Below are 22,526 nucleotides of genomic sequence, written 5' to 3'. Positions count from 1 at the left end.
GAACGGTCATTCAGGCAGAAAAATCAGTCTTCCTTGCCCTTGTTGCGCACCGCACGCTGCAACTCGCGACCGGCGTCGCGTTCGCGTTCGGTATCACGCTTGTCGTATTCCTTCTTGCCCTTGCCCAGAGCGATCTCGCACTTGACCATGTGCTTGCTCCAGTACCAGGACAGGCACACGCAGGCGTAACCCTTCTGCTGCACGGCGGCGGAGAGCTTGTCCAGTTCGCGGCGGTTGAGCAGCAGCTTGCGGGTACGCACCGGATCGGCAATGACGTGGGTGCTGGCGGTCATCAGAGGCGTGATGTGGCTGCCGAGCAACCAGGCCTCGCCATCCTTGAGCAGCACGTAACTGTCGACCAGTTGCAGCTTGCTTGCCCGCAGACTTTTTACTTCCCAGCCGGCCAGGACCAGACCAGCCTCGAACTTGTGCTCGATGAAGTAATCGTGTCGCGCCTTTTTGTTTTGCGCGATGGTCCCTGTTGGGTGTTTCTTCTGTTTAGCCATAGGGGCGGCATTATATGGAGATAAACGGCTGTCGGCTACGGTGATGCTGCGTGCTTGAGCAGGTTGAGTGAATCCCGGACAATGCGGCCTCTTTTTCTAACGCTTGGGCGTGATAAACGATGTCGACAGACAAGGTTTCTGTCCACGGCAGTTGGGCTAGCCGCTGGGTTTTCATATTCGCCGCGACCGGTTCGGCCGTGGGATTGGGCAGCATCTGGAAATTCCCCTACATGGTCGGGGTCTACGGTGGCGGCGCCTTCGTACTGATGTTTCTGGCGTGCATTGCGCTGATCGGCATCCCGGTGATGCTCGCTGAAACCCTGATCGGCCGCCGTGCCCGCCAGAGTCCGGCGAACGCCCTGAAGGTGCTGGCGCGGGAAGCCGGGCACTCGGGCAAATGGTCGTGGGGCGCCTTCGCCGGGATGATCACGGCGTTGCTGATCCTGTCTTTCTACAGTGTGGTCGGCGGCTGGTCGCTGGATTACATCATTGATATGGGGCGCGGAGATTTTCAGGGGGCTACGGCCGATCAGGTCGGGGCCTATTTTGGAAATGTCATCTCCGACCCCTGGCGCCTGACACTTTGGCACACGGTTTTCATGCTGCTGTCTGCGGTGGTGATCGCCAAAGGCGTCGTCGCGGGGCTTGAGCGCAGCCTGCGGATCATGATGCCGCTGCTGTTCGTGATGGTACTGGTGCTGCTGGGTTACAGCATGACCACCGGGCATTTCATGGAGGGCGTGCACTTCATGTTCGACTTCCACCCGGAAAAAGTCCTCGACGGCTTGCTGCCGGCCATGGGCCACGCGTTCTTCTCCCTGAGCGTTGGGGTGGGCTCGATCATGATCTACGGCGCCTACATGACCAAGGAAGCTTCGCTGTCCGGCACGGTCGTGGGTGTGGCGCTGCTCGATACCTTTGTTTCGCTGGTGGCCGGTCTGGCCTTGTTTCCGATTGTGTTTGCCGGTGGTTTGAATCCGAGTGAAGGCCCGGGGCTGATGTTCGTCAGTCTGCCATTTGCTTTCGGTAACGTGCTTTTCGGCCAGTTGATGGGCGTGGTGTTCTTTGTTCTGGTGGCAATCGCGGCCTGGAGCTCGGCCATTTCCCTGCTGGAGCCGATGGTCGCCTATCTGGTCGAGCGGACTAAAATCAGCCGTACGTGGGTGACATTCTGGCTGGCGTTCACCTGCTGGTTCGTCGGTCTGGGCACGGTGTTTTCCTTCAATATCTGGAAGGAAGCCAAATTTTTCGTGAACGATGGCGGGGTGTTTCATCTCTACCAATGGGGTGTGGCCGGTGGTCTGGATTTCTTTGGTGTGATCGACTTCTTCACCTCGCGGATCATGTTGCCGCTCGGCGGGCTGTGCTTCGTGCTGTTTGCCGGTTGGGTGATGGGGCGTGAAGCGGTGCGTGACGAATTGTCGATTCGCAGCCCGGCTCTGTTCGCCCTGTCTCTGTTTTTGATGCGCTATGTGGCGCCCATCGGCATCCTTGTAGTGTTTGCCGCCCAGCTCTGGAAGTGACGCTTACATGACGACACATATTCAACGATCGGCGCTGCTGCCTTATCCGGCGCAATTTCTTTATGACCTGGTCAATGACGTGGCGCGTTACCCGGAGTTTCTGCCGTGGTGCTCGTCTGCCGAAGTCCTGGAAAGCTCGCCTGAGCATATGCGCGCCAGTGTTGGCGTGGCCAAGGGTGGGCTTAGTCAGCACTTCGTGACGCGCAATACGCTGGTGCCGGGACAGTCGATCGAGATGAATCTTGAGGAAGGTCCATTCAATCAGTTGCACGGGGTCTGGGTGTTCAAGGCGTTGAACGAGAAAGCCTGCAAGATCAGTCTGGATCTGTCCTTCGACTATGCCGGGCCGCTGGTCCGCGCGACGCTCGGTCCTTTGTTCAATCAGGCGGCCAATACATTGGTGGATGCGTTCTGCCAGCGCGCCAAGCAGATGCATGGTTGAGTCGGTGATTGAAATCGAAGTGGTGTATGCCGCCGTTGATCGTCAGGTTTTGCGTGTGATCAGCGTCGCCGAGGGTACGACGGTGCGTGCGGCGCTCATGGCGTCCGGGATTGATGCTGAATTTCCGGAGCTGGATCTGAACAGTTGTCCCTTGGGGATCTTCGGCAAAGTGATCGCTGATCCGGATGCTCGACGGGTCCAGGAAGGCGATCGCATCGAGATCTATAGACCGCTGTTGGCTGATCCGAAAGAGGTGCGCCGTCTGCGCGCCGCGAAGGCTGCCGAGGCTAAAGCGCGAAACCAGTAGGCTGGCCAAACGGCAGGCAATAAAAAACCCGGAATTTCCGGGTTTTTTATTGCGTCGCAAATTACTGCGGCGAGGTGTCCAGCGGTTCTGGCGTTGGAACCGGAACGGTTTCCACGCCATCGACGTCCTTCTGGATCTGATCCAGCAAGGAGCCTGGCTTGGCCGGTTTTTCCGGTTTCGGCTGCTCGGCGTTTTCAGCAGGAGCGGTCACGCTGGTGCCGCTGTCTTTGCCGAGAATGGCTTCGTCACGGCTGACGCCCGGCATGAAATCACCGGACAGGCTGGCAAGGCGGTCATTCGAGTCGAAAATGACACTTACGCGTTCCTGCTGGCGTTCACCGCCCCCCGGTTGCAGGCTGTACAGGTAATCCCAGCGGTTGGCATGGAACGTGTCGGCAAGCAGAGGGTTGCCCATGATAAACCGTACTTGCGGCCGGGTCATTCCCGGGCGTAACTGGTCTATCATGTCCTGCGTGACGACATTGCCCTGCTGGATGTCGATTTTGTAAACCCCGGGGAATGAACAACCGGCGAGTGCGAGCAGTCCCACAAAGGTGAAACTGGTTAGCAAGAGCTTGGTGTTTTGCATCGGTGGGCGACTTCCACTATCTTGGCTGGGACAACGTAAACGCCGATCATACCCGCATTAAGAGAAGCTGCGAAGCAGCATCGCGAGAAAGCTGACCATGGTTGAAAATAGCGAACTACGCAAAGCCGGCCTCAAAGTGACCCTGCCACGGGTCAAGATCCTGCAAATGCTCGACTCTACCGAGCAGCGTCACATGAGTGCCGAGGACGTCTACAAGGCGTTGATGGAAGCTGGCGAGGATGTCGGTCTGGCCACGGTTTACCGTGTTCTGACCCAGTTCGAAGCGGCTGGCCTCGTGGTCCGTCACAACTTCGACGGCGGCCACGCGGTATTCGAATTGGCCGATGGTGGCCACCACGACCATATGGTTAACGTGGAGTCGGGCGAAGTCATCGAATTCTTCGACGAAGAAATCGAAAAACTTCAGAAGGCGATCGTCGAGAAGCACGGTTACGAGATGGTTGATCACAATCTCGTCCTGTACGTACGCAAGAAAAAGTAAGCATGTCGCGCGAATTTCAGGTTCGCGAAACGAACGAAGGCGACCCGAGGGTCGCCTTCGTGCTTTCTGCGGTTCTTAAACCTTTGCGGTTACGACCATCTTTTTCGCGTGCGCCAAGGACTCTTTGGTCAGATCGATGCCGCCCAACATCCGCGCGACTTCTTCTATGCGGTCATTCTTGCTCAGCTTCGAAACGGCCGTATGAGTCGCCTGCTCGCCACGTACCTTGTGCACGAACAGATGCTGATGCCCCTGAGCCGCAACTTGCGGCAAATGCGTGACCGTCAGAACCTGTCCGCGATCCCCGAGGCGGCGTAACAACTGGCCGACGATTTCCGCCGTCGGACCGCCAATCCCCACGTCCACTTCATCGAATACCAATGTCGGTACGCGAGAGGTCTGGGCTGTAATCACCTGGATGGCCAGGCTGATCCGTGACAACTCACCGCCGGACGCGACTTTGGCCAAGGCTTTCAAGGGTTGGCCCGGGTTGGCGCTCACCAGCAGCTCGACTTGTTCCAGGCCATTGGGTTGCAACTCGCCGCTATTGTTGGCGCGCAGTTCGATGGTGAAGCGACCGCCGGGCATGCCCAGGCGCTGAATCTCCTGCTCCACCGCGCTTGCCAGGCTGCCGGCCGCCTGATGGCGCAGCTCACTGAGTTCCCGAGCCTTTTCCTGATAGTGGCGGGCATAGGAAGCGAGTTCTTCGGCGAGGCGTTCGATGGATTCATCGTTGGCGTCCAGCGCTTCGATTTCGTCGAGCAGCTTCTGCTGCATCTCTGCCACTTCCGTCGGCTGAATGCGGTGTTTGCGTGCCAATGTGTAAATGGAGTCCAGGCGTTCCTCGAGATATTGCAGGCGCGCCGGATCAGCGTCGAAGTTGTCGAGAAAACGATTGAGCTCGCCGACGGCCTCTTCGACCTGGATCTGCGCACTGGTCAGCAGGCTGCTCGCTTCACCCAGCGCACCCACCGAGCTGTTCACGCTCGACAGTCGGTTGAGGCTGGCCGTCAAGGCATTCAGCACATTGCCGGAATCGCTTTCGCTGCATTGCTCGACCACTTGTCGGCAGATGCCGAGCAGCGTTTCGGCGTTGGTCAGGTTCTTGTGTTCCTGCTCCAGCTCTTCCAGCTCGTTTTCACCGAGGCCGAGGTTTTCCAGTTCTTCGAGTTGATAGCTGAGCAGTTGATGGCGTGCACGCTGTTCGTCGCCGGAGTTGGAAAGGCGTTCCAGCTCCTGGCGAGTCTGGCGCCAGCGCTGGGCGGCCAAGTGTACCTGGCGTGCCAGATCGGTGGCCCCGGCGTACTCGTCGAGCAGGCGCCGGTGGGTGTCGGTCTTGAGCAGGGATTGGTGTTCGTGCTGGCTGTGGATATCGATCAGCAGCTCGCCGAGTGCCTTGAGATCGCCAAGCGGGCAGGGCGTGCCATTTATATAGCCGCGTGACCGACCTTCGGACGTGATGACCCGGCGCAGGATGCACGGGCCGTCGATTTCCAGGTCGCGTTCCGCCAGCCAGGCGCTGGCCTCGGGGATGTCGGCCAGGTCGAAGGTCGCCAGGATATCGGCCTTGTCGGCGCCCGGTCGAACCACGCCGCTGTCGGCGCGATCACCGAGCGTCAGGCCCAGGGCGTCGAGCATGATCGACTTGCCGGCGCCGGTTTCCCCGGTAATCACGCTCATGCCGCGATCGAGTTCGAGATCGAGATGTTCAACGATGGCGTAGTTGTGTACGGACAGGTGCACCAGCATAAAGGCCGCTCCCAGGCTTCAGGTCTGGTTATTTATACAGTGTTTTGTTTCGGGCTGACAATGCCCTCGCTTGGATCGATGGGGATGATCCGATCAAATGCCTGTCGCGCCCGGGAATGCCAATGCAGCACTTTTTTGTAGGGTTAATCGTTGTCAGCCCTTGAAGCCTGATTTTGCGGCCCCATATACCGGGGCAGAAGCGCGAATCGAACTCGCGGACGATATTGAAAGGAGAATTCTATGGCTGACGAACAGACAGTAGATACGCAAAATCCAGAAGCCAATCAGGCGCCCGAGGCTTCGGGTGATGACCTGGCGACCCGTGTACAAGTGCTCGAAGAGCAATTGGCCGCCGCGCAGGATCAATCGCTGCGCGTAGCTGCCGATCTGCAGAACGTCCGCCGCCGTGCCGAGCAGGACGTCGAAAAGGCGCACAAGTTTGCGCTGGAAAAATTCGCCGGCGATCTGCTGCCGATCGTCGACAGCCTGGAGCGTGGTCTGGAGCTGTCGAGCCCGGATGACGAAAGCATCCGTCCGATGCGCGAAGGCATCGAGCTGACCCTGAAAATGTTTCACGACACCCTCACGCGCTATCAGCTTGTCGCTGTCAGCCCGCAGGAAGGCGAACCGTTCAATGCCGTGGAGCATCAGGCGATGGCCATGCAGGAAAGTGCTGACCTGGAGCCGAACAGCATTCTGAAGGTGTTCCAGAAGGGCTACCAGCTCAACGGTCGCCTGCTGCGTCCGGCGATGGTCGTGGTCAGCAAGGCGCCGGCGCCAGTTTCGCCTTCGATTGACGAGAAGGCTTGAAATTAGCCGCAAGGCCCCCATTTACAAGTCAAGCGTTTAAGTATTACCGCAGTCAGCCACCACTGCTGCGGCAAAAAAATCCAAAGTTTCGGGAGAGTGAACATGGGCAAAATTATCGGTATCGACCTGGGGACTACCAACTCCTGCGTCTCCGTGCTGGAAAACGGCAAAGCCAAAGTTATTGAGAACGCTGAAGGCGCGCGCACCACGCCGTCGATCATCGCTTACGCCAACGATGGCGAAATCCTGGTCGGTCAGTCGGCCAAGCGTCAGGCTGTGACCAACCCGCACAACACCCTTTTCGCAGTGAAGCGTCTGATTGGTCGCCGCTTCGAAGAAGAAGTTGTGCAGAAAGACATCAAGCTGGTGCCTTACAAGATCGTCAAGGCTAACAATGGTGACGCCTGGGTCGAGGCCTCCGGCAAGCAGATGGCTCCGCCGCAAATCAGCGCCGAAGTCCTGAAAAAGATGAAGAAGACCGCCGAAGACTATCTCGGTGAGGCTGTGACTGAAGCGGTGATCACCGTTCCGGCGTACTTCAACGACAGTCAGCGTCAGGCAACTAAAGATGCTGGCCGCATCGCCGGTCTGGACGTAAAACGTATCATCAACGAACCGACCGCAGCTGCTCTGGCTTACGGTATGGACAAGGCCAAGGGCGATCACACCGTGATCGTTTACGACCTCGGTGGTGGTACTTTCGACGTCTCCGTGATCGAGATCGCTGAAGTTGACGGCGAGCACCAGTTCGAAGTGCTGGCCACCAACGGTGACACCTTCCTGGGTGGCGAAGACTTCGACATGCGCCTGATCGACTACCTCGTCGACGAGTTCAAGAAAGAGTCCGGCATGGACCTGAAGAACGATCCTCTGGCCTTGCAGCGTCTGAAAGAAGCCGCTGAGAAAGCCAAGATCGAGCTGTCTTCCTCGCAGTCGACCGACGTCAACCTGCCGTACATTACTGCAGACGCGACCGGTCCGAAGCATCTGAATGTGAAGATCTCCCGTGCCAAGCTCGAATCGCTGGTTGAAGATCTGGTGACTCGTACCATCGAGCCATGCCGCATTGCTTTGAAAGACGCCGGCATCGACGCCAGCAAGATCGACGACGTGATCCTGGTCGGCGGTCAGACCCGTATGCCGATGGTGCAGAAAGCTGTTTCGGATTTCTTCGGTAAAGAAGCACGTAAAGACGTGAACCCGGACGAAGCTGTTGCCATGGGTGCTGCGATCCAGGGCGCCGTTCTGGCCGGTGACGTGAAAGACGTTCTGCTGCTCGACGTCAGCCCGCTGACCCTGGGTATCGAAACCATGGGTGGCGTGATGACCGCGCTGATCGAGAAAAACACCACGATTCCTACCAAGAAATCGCAAGTGTTCTCGACGGCCGACGACAACCAGGGCGCCGTGACCATTCACGTCTTGCAAGGCGAGCGCAAGCAAGCCGCACAGAACAAGTCCCTGGGCAAGTTCGACCTGGCCGACATTCCACCTGCTCCACGTGGTGTGCCGCAGATCGAAGTGACCTTCGACATCGACGCCAACGGCATCCTGCACGTAGGTGCGAAGGACAAGGCGACTGGCAAAGAGCAGAAGATCACCATCAAGGCCAACTCTGGTCTGTCGGATGAAGAAATCCAGAAGATGGTGCGCGACGCCGAGCTGAACGCCGAGGAAGACCGCAAGTTCGAAGAGCTGGCCGCTGCCCGTAACCAGGGTGACGCGCTGGTTCACTCGACCCGCAAGATGATCGCTGACGCTGGCGACAAAGTGACTGCAGAAGAGAAGACTGCAATCGAAGCGGCTGTGGTTGCCCTGGAAGCTGCCGTCAAGGGCGACGACAAGGCTGCCATCGACGCCAAGGTTGAAGAGCTGTCGAAAGTCTCTGCACCGGTTGCTCAGAAGATGTATGCCGAACAGGCTCAGCCTGCTGAAGGCGCGGCACCGCACGACGAGAAAGCTGAAAAGGCTGACGATGTTGTCGATGCCGAGTTCGAAGAAGTCAAAGACCACAAGTAAGTTGTTGGTCGCCCGGTTGACTGCCTTGCGGCGGTGACTGGTAGGATGTCGCCGCGCGGGAGCTTGCTCCCGCGTTGGCGTATCTGGAATACGCGAATTTTTACAGCATGCGACAAGCTTCGTGTGTTGGTGGTATGGCCGGGAATGCTCCTGCTTTTCGCGCCGCAAATACCGCATGAACCAAAGACCAGGATCGTTGAATTGACGTGAGTTGGGTCCGGGCCTGTATTGGGGCTCAACGAGTTTGGCGAAGCTCAGGAGGGGTTTGCCGAACGTCCTCAAGAGTATGAAGAACTTATGGCTAAGCGTGACTATTACGAAGTGTTGGGTGTTGAGCGCGGCTCAAGCGAAGCAGACCTGAAAAAGGCCTATCGCCGTCTGGCGATGAAGCACCACCCGGACCGTAATCCCGGTGACAAGGCGTCGGAAGATCTGTTCAAAGAGGCCAACGAAGCCTACGAAGTGCTGTCCGATTCCAGCAAGCGTGCAGCGTACGATCAGTATGGTCATGCCGGTGTCGACCCGAGCATGGGTGGCGGCGGTGCAGGCTTCGGCGGTCAGAACTTCTCCGACATCTTTGGTGATGTCTTCAGTGACTTCTTCGGTGGCGGTCGCGGCGGTTCCCGTGGCGGCGCTCAGCGCGGCAGCGATTTGCGTTACACCCTGGAGTTGAACCTGGAAGAAGCGGTACGCGGTACTACCGTGAATATCCGCGTTCCGACACTGGTCAATTGCAAACCATGTGATGGATCGGGTGCCAAGAAAGGCTCGTCGCCATCGACGTGCCCGACGTGCGGCGGCATCGGTCAGGTACGCATGCAGCAAGGCTTCTTTTCGGTGCAGCAGACCTGCCCACGTTGCCATGGTCAGGGCAAGATCATTTCCGATCCGTGCGACTCGTGCCACGGCGACGGTCGCGTCGAAGAATACAAAACCCTTTCCGTCAAAGTGCCGGCCGGTGTCGATACCGGTGACCGCATTCGTCTGTCCGGTGAAGGCGAGGCGGGCACTCAGGGTGGCCCGACCGGCGACCTGTACGTGGTGATCAATGTCCGCGAACACGACATCTTCCAGCGTGACGGCAAGCATCTGTTCTGCGAAGTGCCGATCAGCTTCGTCGACGCGGCCCTGGGCGGCGAGCTGGAAATTCCGACCCTCGACGGTCGCGTCAAGCTGAAGATTCCGGAAGGGACTCAGACCGGCAAGCAGTTCCGCGTACGCGGCAAAGGCGTGGCGCCAGTGCGTGGCGGTGGTGCGGGCGACCTGATGTGCCGCGTGGCCGTCGAGACGCCGGTCAACCTGACCCGTCGTCAGCGTGAACTGCTGGAAGAGTTCCGCAGCTCCCTGGCGGACGATAACAGTCATTCCCCGAAAACCACCGGTTGGTTCGACGGTGTGAAGCGCTTCTTCGGCGATCTGTAAGGAGTCGGCATGCGACGTATAGCTGTGATGGGCGCTGCCGGGCGCATGGGCAAGATTCTGGTCGAGGCCGTGCAGCAGCGCGCGCCGCTGACCGGTTTGACGGCCGCGATTGTTCGTCCTGGCAGTACGCTGATCGGTGTGGATGCCGGTGAGCTGGCTTCGCTGGGTCGAATCGGCGTGCCGCTGTCCGGAAATCTGGAATCGGTGGCGGAAGAGTTCGATGTCTTGATCGACTTCACCCTGCCGGAAGTGATGCTGAAAAACCTGGCCTTCTGCCGCAAGGCCGGCAAGGCGATGGTGATCGGCACGACCGGGCTGGACGCTGCGCAGAAGCAGTTGCTGGCCGAGGCGGGCAAGGATATTCCGATCGTCTTCGCCGCCAACTTCAGTGTCGGTGTCAACCTGTCGCTGAAGCTGCTCGACATGGCAGCGCGGGTATTGGCTGATGATGCGGACATCGAGATCATCGAAGCCCATCACCGCCACAAGATCGATGCGCCGTCGGGTACGGCCCTGCGCATGGGTGAAGTAATTGCCAATGCGCTTGATCGTGATCTGCAGAAAGTCGCGGTCTATGGTCGCGAAGGTCACACCGGTGCCCGTGAGCGTGAAACCATCGGTTTCGCCACTGTTCGCGGTGGTGATGTGGTGGGTGATCACACGGTGCTGTTTGCCTGCGAGGGCGAGCGTCTGGAGATCACGCACAAGGCTTCGAGCCGCATGACGTTCGCGAAGGGCGCGGTGCGTGCGGCGTTGTGGCTTGACGGTCGCGAGCCTGGTTTGTACGACATGCAGGACGTGCTCGACCTGCATTGAGATGTTCTGAAACCGGCGCAAACGCCCTGTTTGTGCCGGTTTTGCTCCGCCGGGCGACGCCCTGTCGCATTCTCAGGCCTTTAGGCCTCATTGGCGGTAGACCAAAAATCCCTTTTTCTGTAAGCTACAGCTTTAGTGTGTCCACTAAAAGCGCGCAGAATAATTCAGTGAAGAAGCGGGGTGACGTGTCCATACGTCACTCCGCTTTTTTACAACCTGCGATTGCCCTTTCATGCGTTATTTACGGGAGGTCTTCTTGACTAAGCCAGCCATACTCGCCCTTGCTGATGGCAGCATTTTTCGCGGCGAAGCCATTGGAGCCGACGGTCAGACCGTTGGTGAGGTGGTGTTCAACACCGCAATGACCGGCTATCAGGAAATCCTTACCGATCCTTCCTACGCCCAACAGATCGTTACCCTGACTTACCCGCACATCGGCAACACCGGTACCACGCCGGAAGACGCCGAGTCCGATCGCGTCTGGTCCGCTGGCCTGGTCATCCGTGACCTGCCGCTGGTAGCGAGCAACTGGCGTAACACGATGTCCCTGTCCGATTACCTTAAAGCCAACAACGTTGTGGCGATCGCCGGTATCGACACCCGCCGTCTGACCCGCATCCTGCGTGAAAAAGGCGCACAGAACGGCTGCATCATGGCCGGCGACAACATTTCCGAAGAAGCCGCGATTGCCGCTGCGCAAGGTTTCCCGGGTCTGAAGGGCATGGACCTGGCGAAAGTCGTCAGCACCAAGACCCAATACGAATGGCGCTCCACTGTCTGGGATCTGAAAACCGACAGCCACGCGACCATCGAAGCCTCCGAGCTGCCTTACCATGTGGTTGCCTACGACTACGGCGTCAAGGTCAACATCCTGCGGATGTTGGTCGAGCGCGGCTGCCGCGTCACTGTCGTTCCGGCACAGACCCCGGCGGCCGACGTGCTGGCCTTGAAGCCGGACGGCGTGTTCCTGTCCAACGGCCCTGGTGATCCGGAGCCTTGCGACTACGCGATCAAGGCCATCAAGGAAGTGCTGGAAACCGAAATTCCGGTCTTCGGTATCTGCCTCGGTCACCAGCTGCTGGCTCTGGCTTCCGGCGCCAAGACCCTGAAAATGGGCCACGGCCACCACGGTGCCAACCACCCGGTGCAGGATCTGGACACTGGCGTCGTGATGATCACCAGCCAGAACCACGGTTTCGCGGTTGACGAAGAGACCCTGCCAGCCAACGTCCGCGCGATCCATAAATCGCTGTTCGACGGCACCCTGCAAGGCATCGAGCGCACCGACAAGAGCGCGTTCAGCTTCCAGGGTCACCCTGAGGCGAGCCCGGGCCCGAACGATGTGGCCCCTCTGTTTGACCGCTTCATCAACGAGATGGCCAAGCGACGCTAAGCGCTCGCCTTGAGACTGTAGCGAGAAGCCCTTGAGGGCGGCCCCGAAACCGGCGGCCCCCTCGGGGCTTCAGAAATCGATCAAGACGGCTTGCCGACTGACCTGCGGATTTGAGTGACAAACCCATGCCAAAACGTACAGACATTAAAAGCATCCTGATTCTCGGCGCTGGCCCGATCGTTATCGGCCAGGCCTGCGAATTCGACTACTCCGGCGCCCAGGCTTGCAAAGCCCTGCGCGAAGAGGGTTACCGCGTCATTCTGGTGAACTCCAACCCGGCCACCATCATGACCGACCCGGACATGGCCGACGCCACCTACATCGAGCCGATCAAATGGCAGACCGTTGCCAAGATCATCGAGAAAGAGCGTCCGGATGCCGTGTTGCCAACCATGGGCGGCCAGACTGCTCTGAACTGCGCCCTGGACCTGGAGCGTGAAGGCGTTCTGGAGAAGTTCGGCGTAGAGATGATCGGCGCCAACGCCGACACCATCGACAAGGCTGAAGACCGTTCGCGTTTCGACAAGGCGATGAAAGCCATCGGCCTGGAATGCCCGCGTTCCGGTATCGCCCACAGCATGGAAGAAGCCAACGCGGTGCTCGAGCGCCTGGGCTTCCCGTGCATCATCCGTCCGTCCTTCACCATGGGCGGCACCGGTGGCGGTATCGCTTACAACCGTGAAGAGTTCGAAGAAATCTGCGCCCGTGGTCTGGACCTGTCGCCAACCAAGGAACTGCTGATCGACGAATCCCTGATCGGCTGGAAAGAATATGAAATGGAAGTTGTCCGCGACAAAAAGGACAACTGCATCATCGTCTGCTCGATCGAAAACTTCGACCCGATGGGCGTGCACACCGGTGACTCGATCACTGTTGCCCCGGCTCAGACCCTGACCGACAAGGAGTACCAGATCCTGCGTAACGCCTCGCTGGCGGTACTGCGCGAGATCGGCGTCGAGACCGGTGGTTCCAACGTCCAGTTCGGTATCTGCCCGGACACCGGCCGCATGGTCGTGATCGAAATGAACCCGCGTGTATCCCGCTCGTCGGCTCTGGCTTCGAAAGCCACCGGTTTCCCGATCGCCAAGATCGCGGCCAAGCTGGCGGTCGGTTACACCCTCGACGAACTGCAGAACGACATCACCGGCGGTCGTACCCCGGCGTCCTTCGAGCCATCCATCGACTACGTCGTGACCAAGCTGCCGCGCTTCGCTTTCGAGAAGTTCGCCAACGCTGACGCGCGCCTGACCACTCAGATGAAGTCGGTCGGTGAAGTCATGGCCATCGGCCGTACCTTCCAGGAATCCCTGCAGAAAGCCCTGCGCGGTCTGGAAGTGGGTGTTTGCGGCCTGGACGAGAAAGTCGACCTGAGCAACCCGGAAAGCATGAGCGTACTGAAGCGCGAACTGACGGTGCCGGGCGCCGAGCGTATCTGGTACGTGGCGGACGCTTTCCGCGCCGGCATGACCGTCGAAGAAATCTTCGGCATGAACATGATCGATCCTTGGTTCCTTGTGCAGATCGAAGACCTGATCAAGGACGAAGAGAAGGTCAAGACTCTCGGTCTGTCCGCTATCGACCGCGATCTGATGTACAAGCTCAAGCGCAAAGGTTTCTCCGACCAGCGTCTGGCCAAGCTGCTGGGCGTCACCGAGAAGAACCTGCGTACTCACCGCCACAAGCTGGAAGTGTTCCCGGTCTACAAGCGCGTCGACACCTGCGCGGCCGAGTTCGCCACCGACACTGCCTACCTGTACTCGACCTACGAGGAAGAGTGCGAAGCCGCGCCGTCCGGTCGCGACAAGATCATCATCCTCGGCGGTGGCCCGAACCGTATCGGTCAGGGCATCGAGTTCGACTACTGCTGCGTACACGCGGCACTGGCGCTGCGCGATGACGGTTACGAGACCATCATGGTCAACTGCAACCCGGAAACCGTTTCCACTGACTACGACACTTCCGACCGTCTGTACTTCGAACCGGTGACCCTGGAAGACGTGCTGGAAATCTGCCGCGTCGAGAAGCCGAAAGGCGTGATCGTCCAGTACGGCGGCCAGACGCCTCTGAAACTGGCTCGCGCCCTGGAAGCAGCCGGCGTGCCGATCATCGGCACCAGTCCTGACGCCATCGACCGCGCCGAAGACCGTGAGCGCTTCCAGCAAATGGTCGAGCGCCTGAACCTGCGTCAGCCGCCAAACGCCACCGTGCGCAGCGAAGACGAAGCCGTTCGCGCTGCCGCGAAGATCGGTTATCCGCTGGTGGTGCGTCCGTCCTACGTACTGGGCGGCCGGGCGATGGAAATCGTCTACAAGGAAGAAGAGCTCAAGCGTTACCTTCGTGACGCGGTGCAAGTGTCGAACGACAGTCCGGTGCTGCTCGACCACTTCCTCAACTGCGCCATCGAGATGGACGTGGATGCGGTCTGCGACGGCAAGGACGTAGTGATCGGCGCGATCATGCAGCACATCGAACAGGCGGGCGTTCACTCCGGTGACTCCGCGTGCTCGCTGCCGCCGTATTCGCTGCCGGCGCACATCCAGGACGAGATGCGCGAACAGGTCAAGAAAATGGCCCTGGAACTGGGCGTGGTCGGCCTGATGAACGTTCAGTTGGCGCTGCAAGGCGAAGACATCTACGTCATCGAAGTCAACCCGCGTGCTTCCCGTACCGTACCGTTCGTGTCGAAGTGCATCGGTATTTCCCTGGCAATGGTCGCGGCTCGCGTGATGGCCGGTAAAACCCTGAAGGAAATCGGCTTCACCAAGGAAATCATCCCGAACTTCTACAGCGTGAAAGAGGCGGTGTTCCCGTTCGCCAAATTCCCTGGCGTTGACCCGATCCTCGGCCCAGAGATGAAGTCCACCGGTGAAGTGATGGGCGTCGGCGACACCTTCGGCGAAGCCTTTGCCAAAGCCCAGATGGGCGCCAGCGAAGTGCTGCCGACCGGCGGTACCGCATTCATCAGCGTGCGCGATGATGACAAGCCACTGGTTGCAGGCGTGGCCCGTGATCTGATCAACTTGGGCTTCGAAGTCGTCGCCACTGCCGGCACTGCCAAGCTGATCGAAGCCGCAGGTCTGAAAGTGCGTCGCGTGAACAAGGTGACCGAGGGGCGTCCGCACGTGGTCGACATGATCAAGAATGACGAAGTCACCCTGATCATCAACACCACCGAAGGTCGCCAGTCGATCGCCGATTCCTATTCCATTCGCCGTAACGCCTTGCAGCACAAGATTTACTGCACCACCACCATTGCTGCTGGCGAAGCTATCTGTGAAGCGCTGAAGTTCGGTCCCGAGAAGACCGTGCGCCGCTTGCAGGATCTACACGCAGGATTGAAGGCATGAATAAATACCCAATGACCGTCCAGGGCTCCAAGGCCCTGGAAGAAGAGCACGCTCACCTGACCAAGGTCGTTCGTCCGAAGCTTAGCCAGGACATCGGTACGGCCCGCGAGTTGGGTGACTTGAAAGAAAACGCCGAATACCATGCCGCTCGCGAACAGCAAGGTATGGTCGAGGCTCGGATCCGTGATATCGAAGGTCGCCTGCAGAACGCGGTGATCATCGATGTGACGACCATTCCGCACACCGGCAAAGTGATTTTCGGCACCACCGTCGAAATCGCCAACGTCGAGACCGATGAAAGCGTCACTTACCAGATCGTGGGTGAGGATGAGGCGGACATCAAGCTCGGCAAGATTTCAGTCGGCTCGCCGATTGCTCGCGCCTTGATTGCCAAGGAAGAGGGCGATACGGTCGTCGTGAAAACGCCAGGTGGCGATATCGAGTACGAGATTGTCGAAGTCCGTCACATCTGAGGGTGGGCGCCTGCTGCATGCGGGCGCAATGCTCTGGCAACTGGCCCAGATGTTGTGGGTCGGTGGCCTGTGGCTGGTACATCTCGGTCTGCGCCCGGTGCTGGGTCAAATCGGCCTGGCACCGCTGTTGATCGATGAAGTTGCAAGTACGTTTGAAGTAGCGGTGGTGGGGTTTGCCGTCGCGTGCGTGATATTTCAGGCTTTGGTGCTGGTACAGGCCGAGGGCCTTGCCAGTCTATGGCGGGATTTTCGCGGGCAAGTGTTGCTGATGGCGTTGTATGCGTGTGCGATGTTTGTCGCAGTGCGTGGCGGCTGGCCGGATGCGCAGCGCTGGCAGGTGTTCAGCTTTCTCGTGTTGGGTTTTTCCGGGCTGGTGCTGGTGTTGCAACCCGTGCCGGGATGGAGTGGCAGGGTGCGCGAAGCACACCCTTGACCCTTGTCATCACTTGAAGCGATGGACGTTCGACAGCTGCTTGTTGACGCTGAAGTTCTTGCGGTAAATCAGTGCCATCTTGCCGATGACTTGAACCAGATCGGCCTTGCCGACCTTGCACAGCTCTGCAACGGACGCCAGGCGCGCCTCGCGATCGAGGATGTTGAGCTTGATCTTGATCAGCTCGTGATCTGCCAATGCGCGTTCGAGTTCGGCTAAAACACCCTCAGTCAAACCGTTGTCAGCCACAGTCAGAACCGGTTTCAGGTGGTGGCCAATGGATTTGTACTGTTTCTTCTGCTCTGGAGTGAGCGGCATAATCTGACCCTTTCGTCTGGATTCTGTAAAATGGCGGCCATTTTACCCGAGGGCTCGTGGATCCGCCCAATTAATCACGACCCTAATCAACGAGGTGCCCAATGGCGCGTTCCAAGACAAGCCTTGGTTGGCTGAAAAGACATGTCAATGACCCCTATGTGAAGCAGGCGCAGAAGGACGGTTACCGTTCGCGTGCAAGTTACAAGCTTCTGGAGGTCCAGGAAAAATACAAGCTGATCCGTCCGGGCATGAGCGTCGTTGACCTGGGTGCGGCGCCTGGCGGCTGGTCTCAAGTCACCAGTCGGCTGATCGGTGGCCAGGGGCGATTGATCGCCTCGGACATCCTGGAGATGGACAGTATTCCGGATGTGACCTTTATCCAGGGCGACTTCACTCAGGACGAAGTGCTCGCGCGGATCCTTGAAGCCGTAGGTAATTCACAGGTTGACCTTGTGATTTCCGATATGGCCCCCAATATGAGTGGTACGCCTGAAGTGGACATGCCCAAGGCCATGTTTCTTTGCGAGCTGGCGCTTGATCTGGCGGAGCGGATACTCAAGCCGGGCGGTAATTTCCTGATCAAGATTTTTCAGGGCGAAGGATTCGATACGTACCTGAAGGACGCTCGCAAGAAGTTCGACAAGATCCAGATGATCAAGCCGGATTCATCTCGTGGCAGCTCTCGTGAGCAATACATGCTGGCTTGGGGCTACCGCGGTCGTAGCGAGTAAAACGAGGTTTTTTGGCGGGGTGATAGGTTTTTCGTATTTCGCCCCGCGCGCATAAGCGCATATTGTGTAGAAAGTGTTTCACAAAGGGTTACAGACGGCGCCTGCCAGAGCTGTAGGTAATGTAGTAAGTTAGGCCGGTGAATATCATGCGAAGCGCGCGCCAGTAGCGGAGCTTGCTTCAGAGGGTAGTTAATTGAACGATATGGCAAAGAATCTGATCCTGTGGTTGATCATCGCGGCAGTCCTGGTGACGGTGATGAACAACTTCTCCAGCCCTAACGAGCCGCAGACCCTCAACTATTCCGACTTCATCCAGCAGGTCAAGGATGGCAAGGTCGAGCGCGTGGCCGTCGACGGCTACGTGATTACCGGCAAGCGCAACGACGGCGACAGCTTCAAGACCATTCGTCCGGCAATTCAGGACAATGGCCTGATCGGCGATCTGGTCGACAACCACGTTGTGGTCGAAGGCAAGCAGCCTGAGCAGCAAAGCATCTGGACCCAGCTTCTGGTGGCCAGCTTCCCGATCCTGGTGATCATCGCGGTGTTCATGTTCTTCATGCGCCAGATGCAGGGCGGTGCGGGCGGCAAGGGCGGGCCGATGAGCTTTGGCAAGAGCAAGGCGCGTCTGCTGTCCGAAGATCAGGTGAAAACCACCCTGGCTGACGTTGCCGGTTGCGACGAAGCCAAGGAAGAAGTGGGCGAGCTGGTCGAGTTTCTCCGTGATCCGGGCAAGTTCCAGCGCCTGGGCGGTCGCATTCCTCGCGGCGTGCTGATGGTGGGGCCACCGGGTACCGGTAAGACCTTGCTGGCCAAGGCGATTGCCGGTGAGGCCAAAGTGCCGTTCTTTACCATTTCCGGTTCCGACTTCGTCGAAATGTTCGTCGGTGTCGGTGCAAGCCGCGTTCGTGACATGTTCGAACAGGCCAAGAAACACGCTCCATGCATTATCTTCATCGACGAGATCGACGCCGTGGGTCGCCATCGTGGCGCCGGCATGGGCGGCGGTCACGATGAGCGCGAGCAGACTCTCAACCAGTTGCTGGTCGAGATGGACGGTTTCGAAATGAATGACGGCATCATCGTCATCGCCGCGACCAACCGCCCTGACGTGCTGGATCCTGCTCTGCTGCGTCCGGGCCGTTTCGACCGTCAGGTGGTGGTCGGCCTGCCGGATATCCGTGGTCGCGAACAGATCCTCAAAGTGCACATGCGTAAAGTGCCAATGGGTGACGACGTTGCTCCGGCTGTCATCGCGCGTGGTACGCCGGGCTTCTCCGGTGCCGACCTTGCGAACCTGGTGAACGAAGCGTCGTTGTTCGCTGCCCGCGCCGGCAAGCGTATCGTCGAGATGAAAGAGTTCGAACTGGCCAAAGACAAGATCATGATGGGTGCTGAGCGCAAATCCATGGTCATGTCCGAAAAAGAGAAGCAGAACACGGCTTATCACGAAGCCGGCCACGCCATTGTCGGTCGCGTCGTGCCTGAGCATGATCCGGTCTACAAGGTGTCGATCATCCCGCGCGGTCGTGCGCTGGGTGTGACCATGTTCCTGCCGGAAGAGGATCGCTACAGCCTGTCCAAGCGTGCGTTGATCAGTCAGATCTGCTCGCTGTACGGCGGCCGTATCGCTGAAGAAATGACCTTGGGCTTCGACGGTGTGACCACTGGTGCCTCTAATGACATCATGCGTGCGAGTCAGATCGCGCGGAACATGGTGACCAAATGGGGCTTGTCGGAAAAACTCGGCCCGTTGATGTATGCGGAAGAAGAGGGTGAGGTATTCCTCGGTCGTGGTGGTGGCGGTCAGAATGCCAGCTTCTCCGGTGAGACAGCCAAGCTGATCGACTCCGAAGTACGCAGCATCATCGATCAGTGCTACGGCACCGCCAAGCAGATCCTGACGGACAATCGCGACAAGCTCGATGCCATGGCGGATGCTCTGATGAAGTACGAGACGATCGATGCCGAGCAGATCGACGACATCATGGCCGGTCGTACACCTCGCGAGCCTCGCGACTGGTCGGGAGGTACCGGTACTGGCACGCCTCCTGTCATTCAGGGCGAGCGTCCGGAAACACCGATTGGCGGCCCGGCTGCCGACGTTTAAGGTTTGAAATGACTTCTGTACAGTCCCTGACCCGGTTGCCTTGCGGCAACCGGGTTCTTGATTTGGCCCGGACGCATGTCATGGGCATTCTCAATGTCACTCCCGATTCTTTTTCCGACGGTGGCCGATACAGCCAGCTCGATGCAGCCTTGCGTCATGCCGAAGCCATGGTTGCGGCGGGTGCAACGCTGATCGATGTGGGCGGCGAGTCGACCCGTCCAGGCGCGCGGGCGGTTTCTCCATTGGAGGAGCTGGAGCGTGTCGCTCCCGTCGTCGAGCTGATCAACCGCGAACTGGATGTGGTCATATCGGTCGATACATCCACTCCGGCGGTCATGCGCGAAACGGCGCGGTTGGGTGCCGGTTTGATCAACGACGTTCGTTCGCTAAGGCGCGATGGCGCGTTGGATGCTGCTGCTGCCACGGGATTGCCCGTGTGCCTGATGCATATGCTCGGTGAACCTGGCGATATGCAGGACGATCCGCGCTATCAGGATGTCACCCGGGAAGTGGGCGAATTTCTCGCCGAGCGCATGACTCAGTGTGAGTTGGCAGGTATTCCGGCCGAGCGGATCATTCTTGATCCGGGCTTCGGCTTCGCCAAAACCCTGCAGCACAATCTAAGCTTGTTCAAGCATATGGAAGCCCTGCATGCGCTGGGGCGGCCACTGTTGGTGGGCGTTTCGCGCAAAAGCATGATCGGTCATGCATTGAATCGTCCGGTGGGTGAGCGTCTATACGGTGGTTTGGCACTGGCTGCGCTGGCGTCGGTGAAAGGTGCGCGCATATTGCGCGTCCATGATGTGGCGGAAACGGTGGACGTGGTGCGAATGCTCGCGGCCGTGGAATCAGCCGAATAAGAATGATGGGGCACTTATGAGCAAGAAATACTTTGGTACTGACGGCATTCGTGGTCGTGTCGGGGAATACCCGATCACGCCGGACTTCATGCTCAAGCTCGGCTGGGCTGCCGGTATGGCCTTTCGCAAGATGGGCGCCTGCAAGGTGTTGGTCGGCAAGGACACGCGGATTTCCGGTTACATGTTCGAATCGGCGCTTGAAGCCGGCCTGACATCTGCCGGCGCCGATGTAATGCTGCTCGGCCCGATGCCGACTCCAGCTATTGCCTACCTGTCGCGGACCTTCCAGGCTGAGGCCGGGATCGTGATCAGTGCATCGCACAATCCGCATGACGATAACGGCATCAAGTTTTTCTCCGGCAAGGGCACCAAGTTGCCCGATGAGCTGGAGCTGATGATTGAAGAGCTGCTCGATACGCCAATGACCGTTGTCGAGTCGAGCAAGATTGGCAAGGTGTCGCGAATCAATGATGCGTCCGGCCGCTATATCGAGTTCTGCAAGAGCTCCGTGCCGACCGGTACCAGTTTCTCCGGCCTGAAGGTTGTCATCGACTGCGCACACGGTGCCACCTATAAAGTTGCGCCGAGTGTTTTCCGCGAGCTGGGCGCAGAGGTCGTCGTCTTGTCGGCTCAGCCCAACGGGTTGAACATCAATGATAACTGTGGCTCCACGCATATGGGGCAATTGCAGGCGGCGGTGTTGTCCGAACATGCGGATCTGGGTATCGCCTTCGATGGCGATGGCGACCGAGTTCTGATGGTCGACCACACCGGTGCGATAGTCGATGGTGACGAACTGATTTTCATCATTGCGCGCGATTTGCATGAACGAGGCAAATTGCAGGGCGGTGTTGTCGGTACGCTGATGAGTAACCTGGGTCTGGAGTTGGCTCTGGCGGATCTGGGGATTCCTTTTGTGCGTGCAAATGTCGGCGACCGATATGTAATTGCCGAGTTGCTGGAGCGTGATTGGTTGGTCGGGGGGGAGAACTCCGGACATGTCGTCTGCTTCAACCACACGACGACTGGCGATGCGATCATTGCGGCTTTGCAGGTGCTAATGGCGCTGAAGACGCGTAACGAGGGGCTTGCTCAAACTCGCCAGGCGCTACGCAAGTGCCCGCAGGTGCTGATCAACGTGCGTTTCGGTGGTGGCGATAGCCCGCTGGAGCATCCGGCTGTCAAGGAAGCCAGTGCGCGTGTAACTCAGGCCATGGCGGGGCGTGGTCGTGTACTTTTGCGCAAGTCCGGGACAGAGCCTTTGGTGCGTGTGATGGTTGAAGGTGAGGACGAAACCCAGGTTCGTGGGTATGCCGAAGAACTGGCAAAACTGGTAACTGAAGTTTCTGCCTGATTCGGCTTGCCAGCCATGATTGTGTTGGGTAACATCTGCGCCCACTTTGACCGACGAGGTACAGCATGCGTCGCCCTATGGTAGCTGGTAACTGGAAGATGCACGGTACCCGCGCCAGCGTCGCTGAGCTGATCAACGGCCTTCGTCATCTGGCCTTGCCAAGCGGTGTTGATGTCGCGGTATTCCCGCCTTGCTTGTATATCAATCAAGTGATTGATGGCTTGAAAGGTAAATCGATTTCGGTCGGTGCGCAGAACTCTGCGGTGGAATCCATGCAAGGTGCGTTGACGGGTGAGATTGCGCCGAGTCAGTTGGTGGATGCAGGTTGTTCCCTGGTGCTAGTCGGGCACTCCGAACGCCGCCAGATCATGGGCGAGCGAGACGGAATGCTGAATCGCAAGTTCGCGGCGGCACAGGCATGTGGCTTGATTCCGGTGTTGTGTGTGGGGGAGACCCTGGAGCAGCGTGAAGCCGGAAAAACTCTTGAGATTGTCGGGCGTCAGCTGGGCAGTATCATCGAGGAGCTGGGTGTCGGTGCTTTTGCCAACGCAGTGATCGCTTACGAGCCGGTCTGGGCGATTGGTACGGGGCTGACTGCAACGCCGCAACAGGCTCAGGATGTGCACAAAGCCATTCGCGAGCAGTTGGCGGCAGAGAATTCTGAAGTGGCACGAGGTGTGCGGCTTCTATACGGCGGCAGCGTGAAGGCGGCCAATGCGGTCGAACTGTTCGGCATGCCGGATATCGATGGGGGGCTCATTGGTGGAGCTTCCCTGAATGCAGATGAGTTCGGTGCGATTTGTCGCGCCGCGGGAAACTGAA

General features: G+C 58.7%; 21 protein-coding genes. 17 read left to right on the top strand and 4 right to left on the bottom strand.

Going from position 1 to position 22,526, the window contains the following annotated elements:
- Positions 1–23: 23 nt before the first annotated feature.
- Entirely contained in the window at positions 24–506 is a 483-nt protein-coding gene (gene smpB / locus QLG12_RS20885; RefSeq protein ID WP_282475153.1) for an SsrA-binding protein SmpB, read from the bottom strand.
- 119 nt (positions 507–625) lie between these two features.
- On the opposite strand from smpB, the gene QLG12_RS20880 reads away from it, so the two are divergent.
- Genes QLG12_RS20880 through QLG12_RS20870 form a run of 3 tightly spaced genes read left to right on the top strand, consistent with a single transcriptional unit; the run spans position 626 to position 2,778 of the window.
- Positions 626–2,029, top strand: coding sequence for a sodium-dependent transporter (locus QLG12_RS20880; RefSeq protein WP_282475152.1), 1,404 nt, complete (start codon positions 626–628; stop codon positions 2,027–2,029).
- Between the two features lie 7 nt (positions 2,030–2,036).
- Entirely contained in the window at positions 2,037–2,471 is a 435-nt protein-coding gene (locus QLG12_RS20875; RefSeq protein ID WP_003221509.1) for a type II toxin-antitoxin system RatA family toxin, read from the top strand.
- Positions 2,464–2,778: an RnfH family protein gene (locus QLG12_RS20870; protein ID WP_282475151.1), complete on the top strand. Its 315-nt coding sequence runs from the start codon at positions 2,464–2,466 to the stop codon at positions 2,776–2,778. Before QLG12_RS20875 ends, QLG12_RS20870 begins: the two co-directional genes overlap by 8 nt.
- 61 nt (positions 2,779–2,839) lie before the next feature.
- On the opposite strand, the gene QLG12_RS20865 is transcribed toward QLG12_RS20870, so the two are convergent.
- Positions 2,840–3,367: an outer membrane protein assembly factor BamE gene (locus QLG12_RS20865; RefSeq protein ID WP_064382594.1), complete on the bottom strand. Its 528-nt coding sequence runs from the start codon at positions 3,365–3,367 to the stop codon at positions 2,840–2,842.
- Positions 3,368–3,464: 97 nt separating this feature from the next.
- On the opposite strand from QLG12_RS20865, the gene fur reads away from it, so the two are divergent.
- Positions 3,465–3,869, top strand: a complete 405-nt coding sequence (gene fur, locus QLG12_RS20860; RefSeq protein WP_064382593.1) for a ferric iron uptake transcriptional regulator — start codon at positions 3,465–3,467, stop codon at positions 3,867–3,869.
- Positions 3,870–3,944: 75 nt separating this feature from the next.
- On the opposite strand, the gene recN is transcribed toward fur, so the two are convergent.
- On the bottom strand, positions 3,945–5,618 hold the full coding sequence (recN, locus tag QLG12_RS20855) for a DNA repair protein RecN (protein ID WP_197871329.1): 1,674 nt from the start codon (positions 5,616–5,618) through the stop codon (positions 3,945–3,947).
- 240 nt (positions 5,619–5,858) lie between these two features.
- Between recN and grpE the strand changes: the two genes are divergently transcribed.
- The 8 genes from grpE to QLG12_RS20815 all read left to right on the top strand — a co-directional run bounded on the left by grpE (position 5,859) and on the right by QLG12_RS20815 (position 16,331).
- The gene (grpE, locus tag QLG12_RS20850) at positions 5,859–6,428 is read left to right on the top strand and encodes a nucleotide exchange factor GrpE (protein WP_011332394.1); all 570 of its coding nucleotides are present in this window, start codon (positions 5,859–5,861) and stop codon (positions 6,426–6,428) included.
- Positions 6,429–6,530: 102 nt separating this feature from the next.
- The gene (dnaK, locus tag QLG12_RS20845; RefSeq protein WP_011332395.1) at positions 6,531–8,447 is read left to right on the top strand and encodes a molecular chaperone DnaK; all 1,917 of its coding nucleotides are present in this window, start codon (positions 6,531–6,533) and stop codon (positions 8,445–8,447) included.
- A 297-nt stretch (positions 8,448–8,744) separates the two neighbouring features.
- Complete coding sequence (gene dnaJ / locus QLG12_RS20840; RefSeq protein WP_041475136.1) at positions 8,745–9,869, top strand: molecular chaperone DnaJ; 1,125 nt, start codon at positions 8,745–8,747, stop codon at positions 9,867–9,869.
- A 9-nt stretch (positions 9,870–9,878) separates the two neighbouring features.
- The gene (dapB, locus tag QLG12_RS20835) at positions 9,879–10,685 is read left to right on the top strand and encodes a 4-hydroxy-tetrahydrodipicolinate reductase (protein WP_064382591.1); all 807 of its coding nucleotides are present in this window, start codon (positions 9,879–9,881) and stop codon (positions 10,683–10,685) included.
- Between the two features lie 256 nt (positions 10,686–10,941).
- Positions 10,942–12,078 (top strand): glutamine-hydrolyzing carbamoyl-phosphate synthase small subunit, encoded by a 1,137-nt coding sequence (gene carA / locus QLG12_RS20830; RefSeq protein ID WP_007953761.1) that lies wholly within the window; start codon positions 10,942–10,944, stop codon positions 12,076–12,078.
- A gap of 125 nt (positions 12,079–12,203) precedes the next feature.
- Entirely contained in the window at positions 12,204–15,425 is a 3,222-nt protein-coding gene (gene carB, locus QLG12_RS20825; RefSeq protein WP_039769162.1) for a carbamoyl-phosphate synthase large subunit, read from the top strand.
- Positions 15,422–15,898 (top strand): transcription elongation factor GreA, encoded by a 477-nt coding sequence (gene greA / locus QLG12_RS20820; protein ID WP_007953757.1) that lies wholly within the window; start codon positions 15,422–15,424, stop codon positions 15,896–15,898. Before carB ends, greA begins: the two co-directional genes overlap by 4 nt.
- Positions 15,899–15,926: 28 nt before the next feature.
- On the top strand, positions 15,927–16,331 hold the full coding sequence (locus QLG12_RS20815; RefSeq protein WP_064382589.1) for a hypothetical protein: 405 nt from the start codon (positions 15,927–15,929) through the stop codon (positions 16,329–16,331).
- Between the two features lie 9 nt (positions 16,332–16,340).
- Here the strand turns inward: QLG12_RS20815 and QLG12_RS20810 are convergent, their stop codons facing one another.
- Entirely contained in the window at positions 16,341–16,649 is a 309-nt protein-coding gene (locus tag QLG12_RS20810; protein WP_011332401.1) for a YhbY family RNA-binding protein, read from the bottom strand.
- A gap of 101 nt (positions 16,650–16,750) precedes the next feature.
- On the opposite strand from QLG12_RS20810, the gene rlmE reads away from it, so the two are divergent.
- The 5 genes from rlmE to tpiA all read left to right on the top strand — a co-directional run bounded on the left by rlmE (position 16,751) and on the right by tpiA (position 22,525).
- Positions 16,751–17,380 (top strand): 23S rRNA (uridine(2552)-2'-O)-methyltransferase RlmE, encoded by a 630-nt coding sequence (gene rlmE / locus QLG12_RS20805; RefSeq protein ID WP_064382587.1) that lies wholly within the window; start codon positions 16,751–16,753, stop codon positions 17,378–17,380.
- Between the two features lie 202 nt (positions 17,381–17,582).
- On the top strand, positions 17,583–19,490 hold the full coding sequence (gene ftsH, locus QLG12_RS20800) for an ATP-dependent zinc metalloprotease FtsH (RefSeq protein WP_011332403.1): 1,908 nt from the start codon (positions 17,583–17,585) through the stop codon (positions 19,488–19,490).
- A gap of 8 nt (positions 19,491–19,498) precedes the next feature.
- Complete coding sequence (folP, locus tag QLG12_RS20795) at positions 19,499–20,350, top strand: dihydropteroate synthase (protein ID WP_236193271.1); 852 nt, start codon at positions 19,499–19,501, stop codon at positions 20,348–20,350.
- 16 nt (positions 20,351–20,366) lie between these two features.
- Positions 20,367–21,704, top strand: a complete 1,338-nt coding sequence (glmM, locus tag QLG12_RS20790) for a phosphoglucosamine mutase (RefSeq protein ID WP_236193270.1) — start codon at positions 20,367–20,369, stop codon at positions 21,702–21,704.
- A 65-nt stretch (positions 21,705–21,769) separates the two neighbouring features.
- Positions 21,770–22,525: a triose-phosphate isomerase gene (gene tpiA, locus QLG12_RS20785; RefSeq protein WP_282475150.1), complete on the top strand. Its 756-nt coding sequence runs from the start codon at positions 21,770–21,772 to the stop codon at positions 22,523–22,525.
- Position 22,526: the final 1 nt, after the last annotated feature.

The sequence above is a fragment of the Pseudomonas sp. V88_4 genome, from assembly GCF_029967985.1.
GTDB classification, from domain to species: domain Bacteria; phylum Pseudomonadota; class Gammaproteobacteria; order Pseudomonadales; family Pseudomonadaceae; genus Aquipseudomonas; species Aquipseudomonas glycinae.
Note: the sequence above shows the minus strand (reverse complement) of the source record. Positions and strands in the feature narration are given on the sequence as shown.